The sequence below is a fragment of the Modestobacter caceresii genome (assembly GCF_000761485.1).
Lineage (GTDB): Bacteria > Actinomycetota > Actinomycetes > Mycobacteriales > Geodermatophilaceae > Modestobacter > Modestobacter caceresii.
This window is the reverse complement of record NZ_JPMX01000084.1, coordinates 38309-55637: the sequence shown is the minus strand read 5'-3', so window position 1 is coordinate 55637 and position 17329 is coordinate 38309. Positions and strand designations below refer to the sequence as shown.

Sequence of the window (17329 nt, the reverse complement as noted above, 5' to 3'; positions counted from 1 at the left end):
GTGCGCGCTCATCTCAGGCGCAGATGCTCCCGGCCTGCCCCGGCCGTGTCCAGGACGTCGACCCGAGCAGCGGGTTTCGCGCCGACGGCGGACGCATCTACTGTCGGTGTGCCCCCGACCGTGTTCGTGCCCGCCCGCCCCGGGACCCCGGCTCCCTGGTTGGCCGCGGGCACAGGAAGTAGCCCATGCGCCGCACCGCAGTCCTCCCTCGTCCCGCTCGCGGCCCCGCCGTCCCGGCGCTCGCCCTGGTCACCGCCCTGGTGCTCGCCGGGTGCACCGGCTCGGACGACGGGGACTCCGGCGGCTCGGCCGACTCGGGTGGCTCGGACGACCCCGCCGTCGCCGGGGCCGTGACCGCGGCTCCGGATGCGGCGCGCACGCTCGTGCCCGACGCCGACCCGGTGGCCGCCGCCGTCTCGACCAGCCGGGCGCTGTACGAGAGCTCGGACGTGGCCGTCGTGGCCGGTGGCGGCGATGTGGACGCGGAGCTGCTGGGCGCGGTGGCGGCGGTGGGTCTCGGTGTGCCCCTGCTGCTGGGCTCCGGCGACCCCGCCGACGTGCTCGGGGCGGAGCTCGACCGCCTCGGCGTGCAGACGGTTCTCGCCGTCGGCGACGCCGCCGCCGACCTGGTCCCGGGTGGCTCGGACGACGTCGACGTCGTGGCCGTCCCCGCCGACGCCGAGGCGCTGGCGGAAGCGACCGGCCTGGACCTCGCCGAGCCCACGACCGTGCCCGACGCGGAGCGGGCGGCTGCGGTGGCCGGGCTGGCGCCGGACGCGCTGCCGGTCCTGACGGCGGAGGCCCCGCCGGCCCCGGCGAGCCCCACCGAGACGGCAGCGGAGGGCTCGGAGACCGGTGCGTCCGAGACCGGGTCCGAGGCGTCGGAGACCGAGTCCGAGGCGTCGGAGCCGGCGGAGGCGACGGGGGAGCTGCCCGAGGTGCAGCGCCCCGAGCCGCTGGAGGACGTGGTGGTCCTCGCGAGCGGGGACGCGCAGTCGCTGGCCGGGATCGCGACGGCCCGGGCCGCCGGTGCCGAGGTGCTGCTCACCGGCGGGGTGGTCGATCCGCGCGGGTCGGCGGAGGTCGTCGAGCGCCTCGCCGCCGAGCCCACGGTCGTCGTGCTGGGTGCCGACCTGGCCGGGGCGCCGGGGATCGACTGGAAGCTGGACACCGTGGCCACCGGTACGCAGTTGCCCGGCGGCGGTCAGCTGCTGTTCCCCGAGCACACGCTGATCGCCCTCTACGGCATCCCCGGCAGCGGTGCCCTGGGCCTGCTGGGCGAGCAGGACCTGCCCGGCGCCATCGCGCGGGCACAGCAGTACGCCGACGAGTACCGGCCGCTGGTGGACAACACCGTCGTCCCGACGTTCGAGATCATCGCCACCGTGGCCTCGGCCTCGGCCGGCCCGGACGGCAACTACTCCGCCGAGCAGGACGTCGAGACGCTGCGCCCCTGGGTCGAGGCCGCCGGTGAGGCCGGCCTGTACGTGGTGCTGGACCTGCAGCCGGGCCGCACCGACTTCCTCACCCCGGCCAAGCAGTACGAGCCGCTGCTGACGCTGCCCTACGTCGGGCTGGCGCTGGACCCGGAGTGGCGGCTGAAGCCGGGTGAGGTGCACCTGCGCCAGATCGGCCAGGTGGACATCGACGAGGTGAACCAGGTGGTCACCTGGCTGGCCGACCTGGTCCGGGAGAACGACCTGCCGCAGAAACTGCTGGTGCTGCACCAGTTCCAGGTGCGGATGATCGTCGACCGCGAGCGGCTGGACACCTCCCGTGACGAGCTGGCGATCCTGGTGCACGTCGACGGGCAGGGCTCCCAGCCGGCCAAGCAGACCACCTGGGAGGTGCTGCACCGCGGCGCCCCGGAGCCGCTGTACTGGGGCTGGAAGAACTTCATCGACGAGGACGAGCCGATGATCTCCCCCCAGGAGACCATCGAGACGGTGCAGCCGACCCCGGAACTGGTCACCTACCAGTAGCGAGAAGAACGAGTCCCTTCCGCGGAGGCGTGTTCGGTAGGGTTCCTCGGCGCCGACTCGGCGTCCGAACCCGCGGACGCCGTCGAAGGAGCAGGCTCTCTCGAACCGACGGGGCAGGCGCCGGTCGTCCAGATCCGTGTGGGACGGCACCGTTCCAGGGGGACGACGACAGCGATCGCGTTCCGCGTCACGTCCGGCGGCAGAGCTCCTGCGGCGGACGAGAGGACCTCATGCCCGACCTGTTCATCGATGGAACGTGGCAGGACGCCGCCGAGGGCGGGACCCGGGAGATCCGGTGCCCGGCAGACGGGACCCTGGTCACCACCGTGTCGGAGGGGACTGCGGAGGACGCGGTGCGCGCGGTGCGCGCCGCTCGTCGCGCGTTCGACAGCGGCCCGTGGCGCGACACCACCGGCACCGAGCGCGGGCGGGTCCTCCACCGGGTCGCCGACCTGCTCGAGGAACAGAAGGACGAGGTAGCCCGGCTGGAGTCGCTGGACACCGGCAAGCGGCTGGTCGAGTCCGAGCTCGACGTGGACGACATCGCCGCGGTCTTCCGGCACTACGCGGGTCTGGCCGGTGCGGACGCCGGGCGGGTCGTCGACCCGGGGATGCCCGACGTCTCGAGCCGGATCGTCCGCGAGCCCATCGGGGTGTGCTCGCTGATCACGCCGTGGAACTACCCGCTGCTGCAGACCTCGTGGAAGGTGGCCCCGGCGCTGGCCGCGGGGAACACATTCGTGCTCAAGCCGAGCGAGCTGACGCCGTCGACCGCGATCTGGCTGATGCGGGCACTCACCGAGGCAGGGGTGCCCGACGGCGTCGCCAACCTGGTGCTCGGCACCGGGGCGCACGTGGGTGTGCCGCTCACCGAGGCGCCCGAGGTCGACCTGGTCTCCTTCACCGGTGGCCTGGAGACCGGCCGGAAGATCATGGCCGCCGCCTCGGCGACGGTGAAGAAGGTCGCCCTCGAGCTGGGGGGCAAGAACCCGAACATCGTCTTCGCCGACGCCGATCTCGACGTGGCGCTCGACTTCGCCCTGACCGCCGTCTTCCTCGACTCCGGGCAGGTCTGCTCGGGAGGTGCCCGCCTGGTCGTCGAGGACACGATCCACGACGACTTCGTCGACGAGCTGGTCCGGCGCGCGGAGAAGATCCGGCTGGGCGGGCCCTTCGACCAGGAGGCGGAGACCGGGCCGCTGATCAGCGCGGCCCACCGGGAGAAGGTCGAGGACTACGTCGCCGCCGGGCTCGCCGAGGGAGCGGTGCTCCGCGTCGGCGGCGGACGGCCGGAGGACCCGGAGCTCGCCGACGGGTTCTTCTTCCTCCCGACCATCTTCGACGGGTGCCGCACGGACATGCGTGTGGTGCAGGAGGAGTCGTTCGGCCCGGTGCTCACCGTGGAGACGTTCAGCGGCTCGAGCTCCGACGAGCTCGAGGACGCGGCCGTGGGGATCGCCAACGACACGATCTACGGCCTCGCCGGCGCCGTCTGGACCCAGAACGCCGGCCGCGCCGAGCGCGTGGCCCGGCGGCTGCGGCACGGCACGGTCTGGATCAACGACTACCACCCCTACGTGCCGCAGGCCGAGTGGGGCGGGTTCAAGCAGTCGGGGACCGGTCGGGAGCTCGGCCTCGCCGGCCTCGACGAGTACCGGGAGACCAAGCACATCTGGCACAACACCAGGCCGGCCGCGCAGTACTGGTTCGGCGAGCCGGCAGGGAGGGACGCATGAGCAAGTCCTACGACTACGTCATCGTCGGAGGCGGGTCCGCCGGATCCGCCCTGGCCAACCGCCTCAGCGCGGACCCGGCCACGACGGTCCTCGTCCTCGAGGCCGGGCGCAGTGACTTCAAGGTCGACCCGTTCATCCACATGCCGGCGGCGCTCCCGTACCCGATCGGCAACCGCCTGTACGACTGGAAGTACGAGTCCGAGCCGGAGCCGCACATGAACGGCCGCCGGGTGTTCCACGCCCGCGGCAAGGTCCTCGGGGGCTCCAGCAGCATCAACGGCATGATCTTCCAGCGCGGCAACCCGCTGGACTACGAGCGCTGGGCCCGGGAGCCGGGCATGGAGCAGTGGGGCTACGCCGAGTGTCTGCCCTACTTCAAGCGGATGGAGACGTGCCTGGCCGGTGCGGACCAGTGGCGTGGTGGCTCCGGCCCGCTGGTCATGGAGCGTGGACCGGCGAAGAGCCCGCTGTTCGGTGCCTTCTTCGAGGCCACCCAGCAGGCCGGGCACCCGTTGACCGACGACGTCAACGGCTATCGGCAGGAGGGGTTCGCGCCGTTCGACCGCAACGTCCACCAGGGCCGTCGGCTCAGCGCCTCCCGCGCCTACCTGCACCCGGTGACGAGCCGGCCCAACCTCACCGTGCACACGCTCTCCCACGTGACCGGCGTGCGGGTGCACGGTGGCCGCGCCGTCGGCGTCGACTACCTGCGCGGCGGCACGTTCACGCGCACCGTCGACGCCGGTGAGGTGGTCCTGTGCGGAGGGGCGTTCAACTCCCCGCAGCTGCTCCAGCTGGCGGGGATCGGGAACGCCGCGGAACTGGAGCAGCTGGGCATCGAGTGCGTCGCGGACCTGCCGGGCGTGGGGGAGAACCTGCAGGACCACCTCGAGGTCTACATCCAGTACGCCAGCAAGCAGCCGGTCTCGATCGCGCCCTGGCTCAAGCACCGGCACAAGCCGCGGATCGGTGCCGAGTGGTTGTTCCTGCGTCGGGGCGTCGGGGCCTCGAACCACTTCGAGGCCGGGGGCTTCATCCGCAGCAACGACCAGGTCGACTACCCGAACCTGATGTTCCACTTCCTGCCGATCGCCATCCGGTACGACGGGACCCGACCGGCCCCCGAGCACGGGTACCAGGTGCACATCGGGCCGATGTACTCCGACGTCCGCGGCACCGTCAAGATCAAGTCCACGGATCCCTTCGAGCACCCCGCACTGCGGTTCAACTACCTCTCGACGGAGAGCGACCGCCGCGAGTGGATCGAGATGGTGCGTGCGGCGCGCGACATCCTCGAGCAGCCCGCGTTCGCGCCCTTCAACGCCGGGGAGATCTCGCCCGGCCCGTCGGTCGAGACCGACGAGGAGATCCTGGACTGGGTCGCCCGCGACGCCGAGACGGCGCTGCACCCGTCGTGCACCGCCAAGATGGGCACCGACGACATGAGCGTGGTGGACCCTTCGAGCATGCGCGTGCACGGTGTCGAGGGGCTGCGCGTCGTGGACGCCTCGGTGATGCCCTTCGTGCCCAACGGCAACATCTACGCCCCGGTCATGATGCTGGCGGAGAAGGCCGCGGACCTGATCATGGGGAACGAGCCGGCGCCGCCGCTGCACGTGCCGTACTACCGCCACCGTGACGGGATGCCCCTCCACCCGCCGGGCGACCCCCGGAACACGGTCCTCGCCGGGCAGACGTCATGAGCGAGCAGACCGTCGCGGCCGAGGGGTCGACGACGGCTGGGCCGTCGGCGCGGATCAAGAAGCCGGTGTTCTACGGCTCGGCGGCCGGGGTCCTGATCGTGGCCGCGTGGGCCATCGTCGCCCCGACGGCGGCGGCGGACGCCATCGGGACCCTCGTCGGGTGGACGTCGGAGTGGTTCGGCTGGTTCTACATCCTGCTGGCGACCGCTGTCCTGGTCTTCGTGATCTTCCTCGGGGTGTCCCGGTACGGGCGGACGAAGCTCGGCCCGGAGCACTCGACGCCGCAGTACAGCACCTTCGCCTGGGCCTCGATGCTCTTCGCCGCCGGGATCGGCACCGACCTGATGTTCTTCGCGGTGGCCGAGCCGGTGACGCAGTACCTGGCGCCGCCGGTCGGGGAACCCGAGACCGTCGAGGCAGCGCGTGAGGCGACGGTCTGGACGCTCTTCCACTACGGGATCACCGGGTGGGGGATGTACGCGCTGATGGGGATGGCGCTGGCCTACTTCTCCTACCGGATGAACCTGCCGCTGGCGATCCGGTCGGCGCTGTACCCGATCTTCGGCAAGCGGATCAACGGCGCCCTGGGCCACACCGTCGACCTGGCGGCCGTGCTCGGCACGATCTTCGGTGTCGCCACCTCGCTCGGCATCGGTGTCGTCCAGCTCAACTACGGCCTCGACCTGCTGGTCGGGATCCCCGAGGGCCGCGCGGCCCAGGTCGGGCTGATCGCGCTGGCCGTCGGGATCGCCACCATCTCGGCGGTCAGTGGGATCGACAAGGGGATCAAGCTCCTCTCCCAGCTCAACGTCCTCCTCGCCATCGGTCTCGCGGCCTTCGTGCTGATCGCCGGCAACACCGTGTTCCTGCTCAACGCCCTGGTGCTGAACATCGGTGACTTCGTCAGCACGTTCGGCGACCTCACCCTGCAGACGTTCGCCTTCGACCGGCCGGTCGACTGGCTGAACGGCTGGACGCTGTTCTTCTGGGCCTGGTGGATCGCCTGGGCGTCGTTCGTGGGGCTGTTCCTCGCCCGCATCTCCCGAGGCCGCACCATCCGGCAGTTCGTGGCCGGCACGATGATCATCCCGTTCACCTACATCCTCATGTGGGTGTCGATCTTCGGGAACAGTGCGCTGGACCGGGTGCGCGGCGGTGACGAGGCCTTCGGCGAGCTCGCGATGAACACCCCCGAGCGGGGCTTCTACACCCTGCTCATGGAGTACCCGGTGTTCCCGCTGACCGCGGCGGTCGCCACCTTCGTGGGCCTGCTCTTCTACGTAACCTCGGCCGACTCCGGTGCGCTGGTCATGGCCAACCTGTCCTCGGAGCTGAGGACGCCGCAGGCCGACGCAGGCAAGGGCGTGCGGATCTTCTGGGCCGTGGCCACCGGCCTGCTCACCGCCGGGATGCTCATCGTCGGTGGGGTGCCCGCCCTGCAGAACGCCACCATCGTCATGGGGTTGCCGTTCGCCTTCGTGATGGTGCTGGTCATGGTGTCGCTGTTCAAGGCGCTGCGGGTGGAGGCCAACCGCACCGCCAGCCACGCCCAGAGCCTGCCGGGGCGGCTGTCGGGACGCACCCCGATGGCCGGGGACCGGCGCGGTGGGCGGACGTGGCGCACCCGGCTGAGCCGAGCGATGTCCTTCCCCGGCAAGGCCCGGGTCGACCAGTTCCTCGACGAGGTGGCGGAGCCCGCGCTGGAGGAGGTGGCGACGGAGCTGCGCGCCGAGGGGGTCGAGACCGAGGTGCGCCGCGAGACCGACGAGCTCGGGTGGACCCACGTCCAGCTGGTGGTCGATCTCCGGGGCGACTACCCGTTCGACTACCGGGTCCAGCCCGAGGAGGTGCCGATGCCGGTCTACGGACCGGCCTCACCCCGCGGGGACGACACCTACTTCCGCCTCGAGGTCCACATGCGGGAGGGCGGCCAGGGCTACGACATCATGGGGTACACCCACACCCAGATCATCGACGACGTGCTCGACCAGTACGAGCGGCACCTGGAGTTCCTGCGCCTCCAGGAGTCCGGCACGACGTCCTGACGGGTTCGGTCGCCGCACGATCGCGTGCGGCGACCGTCCCCGTGCGTCTTACTTCTGTCGGTCCCCTCGGGCAGGATCGTCCCCGGAACAGCCCAGCCGGGGAGGAGCCCGTGATGACCGGTGCGATCGTCGAACGGCCGGACGTCGGTCAGGTCGCTGAGCTCGAACCGCGGCTGGCCGAACACCGGCGTGAGCTGACCGGGTACTGCTACCGGATGCTCGGGTCCTCCTTCGATGCGGAGGACGCCGTCCAGGAGACGATGGTCCGGGCCTGGCGGTCGCTGGACCGGCTGCAGGGCAGCGGGGCACTGCGTTCCTGGCTGTACCGGATCGCCACCAACGTCTGTCTCGACGCCCTCGATGGCCGCAAGCGCCGGGCGCTCCCGGTCGACCTGTCCGACGAGTCCTCGGCCCCCGTGCCGGCGTCGCTGGCCGGGGTGCTGGCCGACGGGGCGTGGGTCGAGCCGGCGCTGGACCGCAACGTCCCCGTCGGGGGCGACCCGGCCGACCTCGCCGTGCAGAAGGAGTCGGTGCGGCTGGCCTTCGTCGCCGCGCTGCAGCTGCTGCCGCCGCGGCAGCGGGCCGTGCTCATCCTGCGGGACGTGCTGCGCTGGAAGGCAGACGAGGTGGCGGCGCTGCTCGAGACCTCCGTCGCGGCCGCCAACAGTGCGCTGCAGCGTGCGCGGGCCACCCTCGCCGCGGCCCAGGCCCAGGAGAAGGCCCCCGACCGGGACGTCGCCGCCCCGGACGCCGAGCTGCTGGCCCGCTACCTGGACGCCTTCCTGCGCTACGACATCGAGGCCCTCGTCGCGCTGCTGCACGAGGACGCCGTGATGGACATGCCGCCCTACGCGATGTGGCTGCGCAGCGCCGCGGACATCGGCACCTGGTTCGCCGGCCCCGGTGCGGAGTGCCGCGGCTCGCACGTGGTGCCGCTGGAGCTCAACGGCAACCCGGCCTTCGCCCAGTGGCGGCCCAACGGGCCGGACGGCGCGCACCGGCCGTGGGCCGTGCACGCGCTGACCATGGCCGACGGGCGGATCACCCGGATGACGGCGTTCCTCGACACCCGGCTGTTCGACCTCTTCGGCCTGCCGCACGACCCGGCGGCCTCGACGGCTGGTTGACGCTCACCGGTTCCGACGGCTCTGCACGGACACGATGACGCCGGTGGCCAGCGCCGCGGCGGCCACGAGCAGCAGCGCCGGCGGGTAACCGACCTGCGGTGCGGCCAGGGCGAGCAGGAATGGGATGGCCAGCCCTGAGTACGCCAGCGAGTAGTAGACGGCGACCAGCCCGCCCAGTTGCTCCGGGGTGGCCAGTCGTTCCACCTCGCGCAACCCGCCCACCAGGCACACGCCGTACCCGACGCCCAGCACCAGCGCCGCCGCCACGACCGGAAGCAGGCCGGGACGGGCGGTGGCCAGCGCCGCGGCCAGCACGCCGGTCGTGACCGCGGCCAGTCCGAGGACCATGGCCCGGGCGTCCCCGCTGCCGAGCAGGTGCCGGCCCCAGCGTTGGCCGCCGAGGCCGGCGCTGAGTGCAGCAGCCGCCAGGAAGCCCGAGAACGCCACGCCGATCCCCGGGAGCGGTCCCACACCGTGGGCGGGGAGCGTGGTGAAGACCAGGGTCACGCTGCCGAACACCCACGGGGCCATCGGCGCGACGACCCGGCGGAACCGGCTGGTCCTCGCCGCTGCCGGGATCAGCTGCCACCGGCCACCCGAGGAGGCCGGACGCGTCTCGGGAGCCCGGGGCAGCAGCGCGAGCGCCGTGCCCCCGAGGGCCAGGTGGAGCAGGTAGGGCAGGACCGTGGGCAGCGGCGCCCACTGGGCCAGCAGGCCGGCGACCAGCGGTCCGACACCGAACCCGGCGGTCAGCGCCAGTGCCGCACGGCGTGCGGCCGCACCGGGGGCTCTCCCGGACAGCTCCTTGATCCACGCCGTCCCCACCGTGAACACCGTGCCGGAGACGACCCCGGTCAGCAGCCGGCCCGCGTAGAGGCCGGCCGGGCCCCAGCTTCCGGTGATCAGCACCACGGTGGCCAGCAGCGAGACCGCGGCGAAGCTGATCATGATGCGGCGCCGGCCGTAACGGTCGCTGGCCGGACCGCCGACGAGGAAGCCCGGCACCAGCCCGACGGCATAGACCCCGAAGATCGCCGTGGCGCTGGCGTCGGACAACGCCAGGTCGTGGCGGTAGACGGCCAGCAGCGGCACGAACTGGTTCGCGCCGTAGCCGACCGCGAACATCGCCAGCGCCGGCCAGCGCCACGCCCCGCTCGCCCGCTGGCCGGGCGCACCGGCCCTGGAGGTCACCGCAGCTCCTCCAGGGCCGGGCGCAGCAGCGTCAGGCCGCCTGGTCCAGCGTCGGGTAGTCGATGTACCCGGCGTCGGTGCCCCCGTAGAAGCTGCTCTCGTCGGCGAGGTTGAGGTCGGCGTCGACCTCGAGCCGGCGGACCAGGTCCGGGTTGGCGATGAAGGCCCGGCCGACCGCGACGAGGTCGGCGCGCCCGTGGGCGAGCAGTGCGTCCAGGTTGTCCGTCGTCGTCGCCAGGCTGAAGGCCGGGTTGACGATCATCGGCCCCGACCAGGCGCGGCGGATCTGCTCGGTGACGGCCGGCGGCCCCTCCACCACGTGCAGGTAGGCCAGCCCGAGCGGCTCCAGACCCGCCACGACCGCGGCGTACACGTCCTCGGTCTCGTGCTCCACGATGTCGTTGAAGCTGTTGGCCGGGGACAGCCGCACCCCCACCCGCTCGGCGCCCACGGCGCCGGCGACGGCAGCGGTCACCTCGAGGAGGAACCGGGCGCGGTTCTCGGCCGAGCCGCCGTAGCGGTCGGTGCGCTGGTTGGTGCCCTCGGCGAGGAACTGGTGCGGCAGGTAGCCGTTGGCGCCGTGCACCTCGACACCGTCGAAGCCACCCTCCTCGACCGCGAGGCGGGCTGCCTCGGCGAACTCGGCGACGACGGCCTCGACCTCCTCGGTCTCCAGCGCGCGCGGCTCGACGAAGTCCTGCAGGCCCTCGGTGGTGAACACCTGGCCGGCCGGGCGAACTGCCGACGGTGCGACCGGGCGGCCGCCGTCCGGCTGCAGCGAGGGGTGGGAGATCCGCCCGGCGTGCATGAGCTGCAGGTAGATCCGACCGCCCTGCTCGTGCACGGCATCGGTCACCCGGCGCCAGCCGGCGGCCTGCTCGGCGTTGTGGATGCCCGGGGTGTTCGGATAGCCCTGCCCGACGGCGCTGGGCTGGGTGCCCTCGGTGACGATCAGCCCGGCTCCGGCGCGCTGGGTGTAGTAGGTGGTCATCGACTCGGTCGGCACGCCGTCGGCAGCCGCCCGGTTCCGGGTCATGGGGGCCATGACCAGCCGGTTGCGCAGCTGGAGGCTGCCGAGGGTGGCGGGGGAGAAGAGCGAGGACGTCATGGGAGAACTCCTTGGTGCGTTGTCGGATCAGAGGCTGGAGTGGCCGGCGACGGCCTTCTCCAGCTCCGGCTTGAGGCCGGCGAGCTGCCGGTCCAGCGAGGCCGGGTCGGTGCGGTTGGCGTCGATCATCTGCGCGCGGGCTTCACCGCCCCGGACGACGGTGAGGCTGCCGTCGGCCATCCCGGCGATCGTCGCCGCAGCGACCTCGTCGGGGGTCTCGTAGACGAATCCGTGCTCGGGGCCGGCCTGCGAGCTGGCCATCATCGGCGTGCTGGTGGCACCGGGGAACACGGTGAGCACGTGGACGCCCTCGTCGTAGAGCTCGCGGCGCAGCGATTCCCCGAAGTGCGCGATGCCGGCCTTGGTGGCCGCGTAGGTGGCGTAGAACGGCATCCCCACCAGTCCGATGCCGGAGGAGACGTTGACGACCAGGCCGTTGCCGCTGGCCCGCAACGCCGGCAGGGCGGCGCGCGTCAGCAGGATGGGAGCGGTCAGGTTCAACGCGATCTGGGCAGCCACCTCCGCCTCCTCGATCGCTTCCAGGCGGCCGGCGCGGACGTTGCCGGCGTTGTTCACCAGGACGTCGATGCCGCCGAACTGCTCCTGCGCGGCAGCGACCGCGGTGGCCGCCGCCCCCGGCTCGGTCAGGTCTACGGCGACGACCGAGGCATGGCCGCCGCGCTCGCGGACCAGGTCGGCGACCTCCTCCAGCGGCTGGGAACGGCGGCCGACCAGGGTCAGCCGCGGTGCGTGGTCGGCGAGTTGCAGCGCGAGGCTGCGACCGATGCCGGTGGCGGCGCCGGTCAACAGGATCGAGCGGTCGTGCAGGTCCATGTGGTCGTTCCTCTCAGCGGGAGGTCCCGCGGATCAGCTGTGCTCCTCGACGTGACGGACGAGGCCCACGACGTCGTCGGGGTGTGGGTGACCGATCGCTCCGGAAGAGCAGGCGACCGTTCCGACGGTGGTGCCGGGGGCGAGGCCCGTTCAGTGCAGGTAGCGCGGTGGCGTAGGACGAGGTCGATGCTGTCGGGGTGCAGCAGTGGACTGATCGGTCCAATTCCCGCTTACCATGATCGTCATGCACACGACGGGGGATCGAGCTGCGGAACCGGTGCTAACTGCGCGAGGGCGGGCGACCCGGGAGCGCATCGTCGCCGCGGCGGCCGAGCTAATGCACGAGCGCGGCGTGGCCGGTACCAGCCTGGACGACGTCCGCGCCGCCACCGGCACCAGCAAGTCGCAGCTCTACCACTACTTCGCCGACAAGGCTGCGCTGGTCGGTGCGGTGATCGGGCGGCAGGTGGGGCAGGTGCTGCAGGTGCAGCAGCCGGAGCTGGACGACCTGGGCTCCTTGGCGGCGCTGCGGCGGTGGCGGGACCGGGTCGTGGAGGTCAACCGGCACACCGGCTGTGTCGGTGGCTGCCCCCTGGGTCGGCTCGCCGGCGAGCTGGTCGAGTCCGACCCGTCGGCTCGCGCGGACCTGGTCGCCGGGTTCGGGGAGTGGCGGGAGCACCTGGCCGTCGGCTTGCGGGCCATGCAGGCCCGTGGCGAGCTGGCCGGCGGAGCCGATCCGGAGGAGCTGGCACTCGGGCTGTTGGCAGCAGCCCAGGGAGGGCTGCTGCTCGCGCAGACACACCGTTCGGTCGAACCGCTCGAGGCCGCGCTGGACCTCGCGTTGGCGGGTGTCGCCGTCCACCTGGTGGTCTCAGGCGACCGGTGACCCGCGGGCCGACGATGCCGGTGGGTGATGTGGCCACCTCGATGAACCGGCCGCCGCGGCGGGCCCGGCACGGGACAGGACCCGGCAGACGCCAGCTGCACCCCGGTCGGCGACTCGAAGCGGGGCCCTCGATGGCCTCGGTTTCGTGCCCGACCGGGCGGGATGCGCCCCCGCCGGGCAAGGTCTCACGGCAAGCCGAAGACCAGAAGGTCTCACGGCGAGCCGAAGACCAGAGGGAGGAACCGGATGAACGGGTCCGAGAGGTTGGGCGGGACCACCGCCCTGGTGACCGGGGGCAGCAGCGGACTCGGCCGGGCGACGGCGCTGGCGCTGGCTGCAGCCGGCGCGGACGTCGCCGTGCTGGCCCGCGGCTCGGCCGAGCTGGAGCAGACGGCCGAGGAGGTCCGCGCCCACGGGGTGCGGGGGAGCGCGGTCGTGGTGGACCTGGCCGACGCCGAGGGCGTCCAGCGGGCGGTGGAGCAGGTGCGCGCCGACCTCGGGCCGGTGCGCCTGTTGGTCAACGCGGCGGGTACCGACGTCCCCGGACCGGTGACCGAGCTGGACGTGGCCGGCTGGGACCATGTGCTGGACGTGAACCTGCGCGCGTCGTTCCTGCTGGCCAGAGCGGTGTGGCCGGACTTGAGCGCGCAGGGCGGCGGGACGATCGTGAACGTCTCCTCGGTCGCGGGCCGGCGGGGTTGGGCGAATGCCTCGGCCTACTGCGCGGCCAAGTTCGGGTTGACCGGTCTGACGCAGGCGCTGTCGGCCGAAGGCAGGCCGCACCGCATCCGCGCCTGCGTCCTCTATCCCGGCGCGATGGACACCAGTTGGGGCGTCTGGTCCCCTGAGGACCGGCAGAACGGCGCCGAGCCGAACGTGCCCGCCGACGCGCTGGCGCCCGATCAGGTGGCCCGGCTGATCGCCTGGATCGCCTCCGCTCCGCCCGACGTCGTGCTCAACGAGGTCACCGTGACGCCGTTGCTCGAACAGGGTTGGCCCTGACCGACCCTCTCGGCCGTGAGGCGTTGCTGGGTTCGAGTGGGCACGCGGGGTGGTGAGCCTCGAGACTGGAGGACATGTCGCTGACGATGGGCATCGGACCGCTGGCCGCGGCCAACCGCAACCGCCTCAACGCCGATCTCTCCGCGGCGCCGGCACACCTGCTCTACTCGCACGAAGCCGGCAAGCGGGTGCGCGGCGTGGTGAACGGCGAGACGGTGCTGGACACCGAGCGGGCGGTCCTCCTGCACGAGACGGGGCTGATGCCCCAGTGGTACGTCCCCCGCGACGATGTCCGGACCGACCTGCTGACGCCGACCGACACCAGCACGCACTGCCCGTTCAAGGGCGATGCCGCTTACTGGACGCTGACCGTCGGCGACCGGACGGAGGTCGATGCGGTCTGGTCCTATCCCGATCCGCTGCCCGCCGTACCCGAGCTCGCCGGGCTGATGGCCGTCTACTTCGACCGGCTGGATGCCTGGCTGGAGGAGGACGAGCAGGTCCTCGGGCACCCTCGCGACCCGTTCCACCGGGTCGACACCCGACGCAGCAGCCGCCGGGTCACCGTCCGGGTCGGCGGCGCTGTCGTCGCCGAGACCGACCGCGCCGTCGCGTTGTTCGAGACGGGGTTGCCGGTGCGCTGGTACCTGCCCCGGGAGGTGTTCGACGTCGCCGGGCTCAGCGACTCCGACACGCGGACGGTCTGCCCGTACAAGGGAATCGCCACCTACCAGCACCTGACCGTGGGCGGCCGGCGGTACGAGGACCTGCTCTGGTCCTACGTGCCTGGGCTCCCCGAGGCGCAGCAGGTGTCCGGATTCGTCTCCGTGGACGACAGTTCCGACGACGTCCAGGTCGAGGTCAGCAGAGCCTGAGCTGTCGTGTGGGGGCTACGCGGCTCGCGCACCCACCCGACGGGTCAGAGGTCCCGGAGGACGACGGCGTAGCGGACGCCGGCTTCTTCGTCGACCGCGCCGGGTGGACGCATGCGCCCGCTCATGAAGACCTGCTCGAGCAGCTGGGACGGCTGCCGTTGCCGGCTCGGCCTCCATGTGTGTGCCGCGTGCGCCGGTCAGCGCGCTGGAGCGGGTGACCGGGATCGAACCGGCATGGCCAGCTTGGAAGGCTTGGGACTCCAAGCGCCATCTATGCTGGTCCGCGCCATGTCATGCGGATGCCGTGCCTTCCGCGTGCCTCAACTCGGCGCTCGCGATGGCGGCGAGCGGCGTCCCGCTCCTCTTCGGCCCGCCTGTAGCGGAGGTGGGTTCCGGCGTGCGACGCCGTGTCCCAAACGGTAAGTGCCTTTTGTTCAGGGGCTCGGCACGGACGGCGAGTAGGGCAATGTCGTCGCTGCAGCAGTCGGAGGTGAAGCGATGGACGGCCTCGCGCACGGTCGCCACGAGTACGGCGCTGCCAGCCGGGGGACACCGGCTCGTGCGTGTCCGCTTGGCCCACGAGGCCCTCTATAGCCTTACCGTCATCCGGGCGATCCTGATCCGATCCTCCACCGGTTGCCCTCTGGTCATGGGCCTGGCCAGTTGCAGGCGCAGGACTGCCACCCCGCGACCCTGACGGGCTCTGGACTTGCCGGCATCGAGGACGGCGACCGGATCAGCATCGGACCTTCCATCGGATTCGGCCACAGCGGTCGAGCCCGTGGTGCCGGCCAGGCGGCATGAGCTGCCTGCGTCGGCCGTGTCCGCGGTCAGTTGTTGCAGTACGCATCGGGAGGTGTTTCATAGCTCATCGAGGCATCGGAGCCACCCCATGTAACGCACCCCAATACATTAGCGAAGATGGGGCCCGCGTAGTATTGATATAACCCGCTGTCGCTAATGCGATCACTTCCATCCAGCTGGATAAAGGCTGCTATCGGCGTTGACTGACCTACGTCTGCCACCTTAAGGGTTACGACACAAGCTTGACCCATGCCCGAATTCCAAAGGAAGTAATTAACGCTGAGCGGCAATGTAAAGTAGTAGGCCACACTGAATCCTGAGCCGCAAATCTGCTCGGCTGTGTATGGCTGTGTCGCGGACGATTCCGGCTGCGACCCTGTCGGCTCCGGTTCCGCCGGCCCCGTCGGCTCCGGCTCTGCCGGCCCCGTCGGCCCCGTCGGCTCCGGCTCTGCCGGCCCTGTCGGCTCCGGCTCTGCCGGCCCTGTCGGCCCCGTGGGCTCCGGCTCTGCCGGCCTCGTCGGCTCCGGCTCTGCCGGCCTCGTCGGCTCCGGCTCTACCAGCCCCGTCGGCCCTGTCGGCTCCGGCTCTACCAGCCCCGTCGGCCCTGGCGGCTCCGGCCCTGCCGAGGCCTGGGGGGCAATCTGCTCCTCAGGGGATGGATTGACGGGAGTAGGTTCGATAGCGGCCGGTTCGCTCACGGTGGGCTCGCTAGCTGTAGCGGGCAGCTCGCTGGTACGGGCGACAGAGGGCGGCGTACTACCGGCGCGCTGGGACGTGGCCGCCTCTCCTGCTTGACCGTGGGCTACCAGGACGGCGAGACCTGCGGAGCCCGCGAGGGTCAGTGCGGCTGCGCCAGCCGCCGCCGCACGACGCCGGCCCGAGCGCTGCTTCTTCGCCGGCGGCGGCTCGCCGACCCGGGCGACCTCGGTCAGCATCTGGGAGGCCGGCGTGATGACCTCCGGTGGCGGTGGGTCGGTGACCGGAGCGGCTGGAAGGCCCGCGAGTGTGGCGCTGAGCTGTTCCAGTTGCCCGGCCAAAGCAGCGGCGTCCGGCCGGGCTTGGGGCTGGACCGCGAGAGCCTGATCAAGTACAGCCCACAGCGGGTCGGGGATGCCGGCCGGCTGGCGGCGCGGTGCGGCTTCGTGCTGCCTAAGAACCGCCATAAGGGTGTCGCCACGGAACGGCCGCCAGCCCACGACCATCTCAAAAAGCACGACACCGAGCGCATAAACGTCAACGGCGGACGTCACGGGGACACCTGCGGCGCACTCGGGCGCCATGTAGGCCGGGGTTCCCACCACGTGCTTGGTGCGCGTCACCGTGGCGGCATTGATTAGCCGGGCCACGCCGAAGTCGCTGACCTTCGCGCGGATCTCGCGCTCGCCGGGTTCCAGTAGCACGTTCTCGGGCTTCAAATCACGGTGCACGACGCCGGCGGCATGGGCTGCTGCCAGCCCTCGCCCGACCTGGGCTGCGATCTTGCAGCTGACGGCGGGGGGCAGGGGACCGCGCTCGTTGAGATGTTCGCGCAGGTTCGGGCCGTGGACCAGTTCCATGACGATGGCCGCACGGTCCTCGTGCACCAGGAACCGTTCGACACGAACCAGCGCGGGGTGCTCGAGGCCTACGAGGGCCTGGGCCTCCCGCTCGAATCGCACGATTGCGGTCGGGTCATCGAGGTCGTCGCGCAGGACCTTGACAGCATGGATTGTGCCGTCCCTTGTGTGCACGGCGCGGTAGACCCGACCGCTCGCGCCCTTCCCGAGCAGCTGGAGCAGCCGGAAGTCGCCGAGGGATACCGGGTCCACGTTCGCCACGGCAGGACCTCCCCCTGAGCCACCGAGGCGCACGACGGTACGCATGAGATTGGACGCCGGTAAGAGGCTGCGCCCTGGCGTGCAGCAACAGCTGCGCCGTGCGCCCACGGGCCGAGCGCGACGGTCATCTCGAATGTGCGGTCGTTCCTGCCGCTGCAGGCCTCGGTGGGCCGGTGATCTCAGCAGCCACGCACGGGAGTCTTTCGCTTGCTGCCCGTG

12 protein-coding genes are annotated in these 17329 nt (G+C 71.7%); 8 read left to right on the top strand and 4 right to left on the bottom strand.

The genetic code is table 11. The features are described from left to right. Nucleotides 1-185: 185 nt before the first annotated feature. From IN07_RS17890 to IN07_RS17870, 5 genes are all read left to right on the top strand, one after another. A complete protein-coding gene (locus IN07_RS17890) occupies nt 186-1982 on the top strand; it encodes a hypothetical protein (protein ID WP_036338200.1) in 1797 nt (598 codons plus the stop codon). A gap of 230 nt (nt 1983-2212) precedes the next feature. Further along, nucleotides 2213-3718, top strand: coding sequence for an aldehyde dehydrogenase family protein (locus IN07_RS17885; protein ID WP_036338197.1), 1506 nt, complete (start codon nt 2213-2215; stop codon nt 3716-3718). Further along, nucleotides 3715-5421 (top strand): choline dehydrogenase, encoded by a 1707-nt coding sequence (gene betA / locus IN07_RS17880; RefSeq protein ID WP_036338195.1) that lies wholly within the window; start codon nt 3715-3717, stop codon nt 5419-5421. The genes IN07_RS17885 and betA overlap by 4 nt, the downstream gene beginning before the upstream one ends. Next, nucleotides 5418-7466 (top strand): choline BCCT transporter BetT, encoded by a 2049-nt coding sequence (gene betT, locus IN07_RS17875; protein WP_052091447.1) that lies wholly within the window; start codon nt 5418-5420, stop codon nt 7464-7466. The genes betA and betT overlap by 4 nt, the downstream gene beginning before the upstream one ends. Nucleotides 7467-7579: 113 nt before the next feature. Then, nucleotides 7580-8593 carry a sigma-70 family RNA polymerase sigma factor gene (locus IN07_RS17870; RefSeq protein ID WP_036338191.1) on the top strand — a complete coding sequence of 338 codons (1014 nt, stop codon included), beginning with the start codon at nt 7580-7582 and terminating at the stop codon, nt 8591-8593. A 3-nt stretch (nt 8594-8596) separates the two neighbouring features. Here the strand turns inward: IN07_RS17870 and IN07_RS17865 are convergent, their stop codons facing one another. Genes IN07_RS17865 through IN07_RS17855 form a run of 3 tightly spaced genes read right to left on the bottom strand, consistent with a single transcriptional unit; the run spans nt 8597 to nt 11726 of the window. Next, on the bottom strand, nt 8597-9784 hold the full coding sequence (locus IN07_RS17865) for an MFS transporter (RefSeq protein WP_036338189.1): 1188 nt from the start codon (nt 9782-9784) through the stop codon (nt 8597-8599). A 31-nt stretch (nt 9785-9815) separates the two neighbouring features. Beyond that, nucleotides 9816-10892, bottom strand: a complete 1077-nt coding sequence (locus tag IN07_RS17860) for an alkene reductase (RefSeq protein ID WP_036338186.1) — start codon at nt 10890-10892, stop codon at nt 9816-9818. A 27-nt stretch (nt 10893-10919) separates the two neighbouring features. Continuing rightward, nucleotides 10920-11726, bottom strand: a complete 807-nt coding sequence (locus tag IN07_RS17855; RefSeq protein ID WP_036338183.1) for an SDR family NAD(P)-dependent oxidoreductase — start codon at nt 11724-11726, stop codon at nt 10920-10922. Nucleotides 11727-12003: 277 nt separating this feature from the next. Between IN07_RS17855 and IN07_RS17850 the strand changes: the two genes are divergently transcribed. The 3 genes from IN07_RS17850 (at nt 12004) to IN07_RS17840 (ending at nt 14489) form a co-directional block, all read left to right on the top strand. Further along, nucleotides 12004-12612, top strand: coding sequence for a TetR/AcrR family transcriptional regulator (locus IN07_RS17850; RefSeq protein WP_197058540.1), 609 nt, complete (start codon nt 12004-12006; stop codon nt 12610-12612). Between the two features lie 246 nt (nt 12613-12858). Continuing rightward, entirely contained in the window at nt 12859-13614 is a 756-nt protein-coding gene (locus IN07_RS17845; protein WP_036338180.1) for an SDR family oxidoreductase, read from the top strand. Between the two features lie 74 nt (nt 13615-13688). Next, on the top strand, nt 13689-14489 hold the full coding sequence (locus IN07_RS17840) for a DUF427 domain-containing protein (RefSeq protein WP_036338177.1): 801 nt from the start codon (nt 13689-13691) through the stop codon (nt 14487-14489). An 830-nt stretch (nt 14490-15319) separates the two neighbouring features. On the opposite strand, the gene IN07_RS24855 is transcribed toward IN07_RS17840, so the two are convergent. After that, entirely contained in the window at nt 15320-17110 is a 1791-nt protein-coding gene (locus tag IN07_RS24855) for a serine/threonine-protein kinase (RefSeq protein WP_197058539.1), read from the bottom strand. Between the last annotated feature and the right edge of the window lie 219 nt (nt 17111-17329).

What these genes read in the sequence shown, in the direction of transcription:
- IN07_RS17890 (WP_036338200.1), top strand. Translation starts at nt 186, where the DNA reads ATGCGCCGCACCGCAGTCCTCCCTCGTCCCGCTCGCGGCCCCGCCGTC.
- IN07_RS17885 (WP_036338197.1), top strand. Translation starts at nt 2,213, where the DNA reads ATGCCCGACCTGTTCATCGATGGAACGTGGCAGGACGCCGCCGAGGGC.
- betA (WP_036338195.1), top strand. Translation starts at nt 3,715, where the DNA reads ATGAGCAAGTCCTACGACTACGTCATCGTCGGAGGCGGGTCCGCCGGA.
- betT (WP_052091447.1), top strand. Translation starts at nt 5,418, where the DNA reads ATGAGCGAGCAGACCGTCGCGGCCGAGGGGTCGACGACGGCTGGGCCG.
- IN07_RS17870 (WP_036338191.1), top strand. Translation starts at nt 7,580, where the DNA reads ATGACCGGTGCGATCGTCGAACGGCCGGACGTCGGTCAGGTCGCTGAG.
- IN07_RS17860 (WP_036338186.1), bottom strand. Translation starts at nt 10,892, where the DNA reads ATGACGTCCTCGCTCTTCTCCCCCGCCACCCTCGGCAGCCTCCAGCTG.
- IN07_RS17855 (WP_036338183.1), bottom strand. Translation starts at nt 11,726, where the DNA reads ATGGACCTGCACGACCGCTCGATCCTGTTGACCGGCGCCGCCACCGGC.
- IN07_RS17845 (WP_036338180.1), top strand. Translation starts at nt 12,859, where the DNA reads ATGAACGGGTCCGAGAGGTTGGGCGGGACCACCGCCCTGGTGACCGGG.
- IN07_RS17840 (WP_036338177.1), top strand. Translation starts at nt 13,689, where the DNA reads ATGTCGCTGACGATGGGCATCGGACCGCTGGCCGCGGCCAACCGCAAC.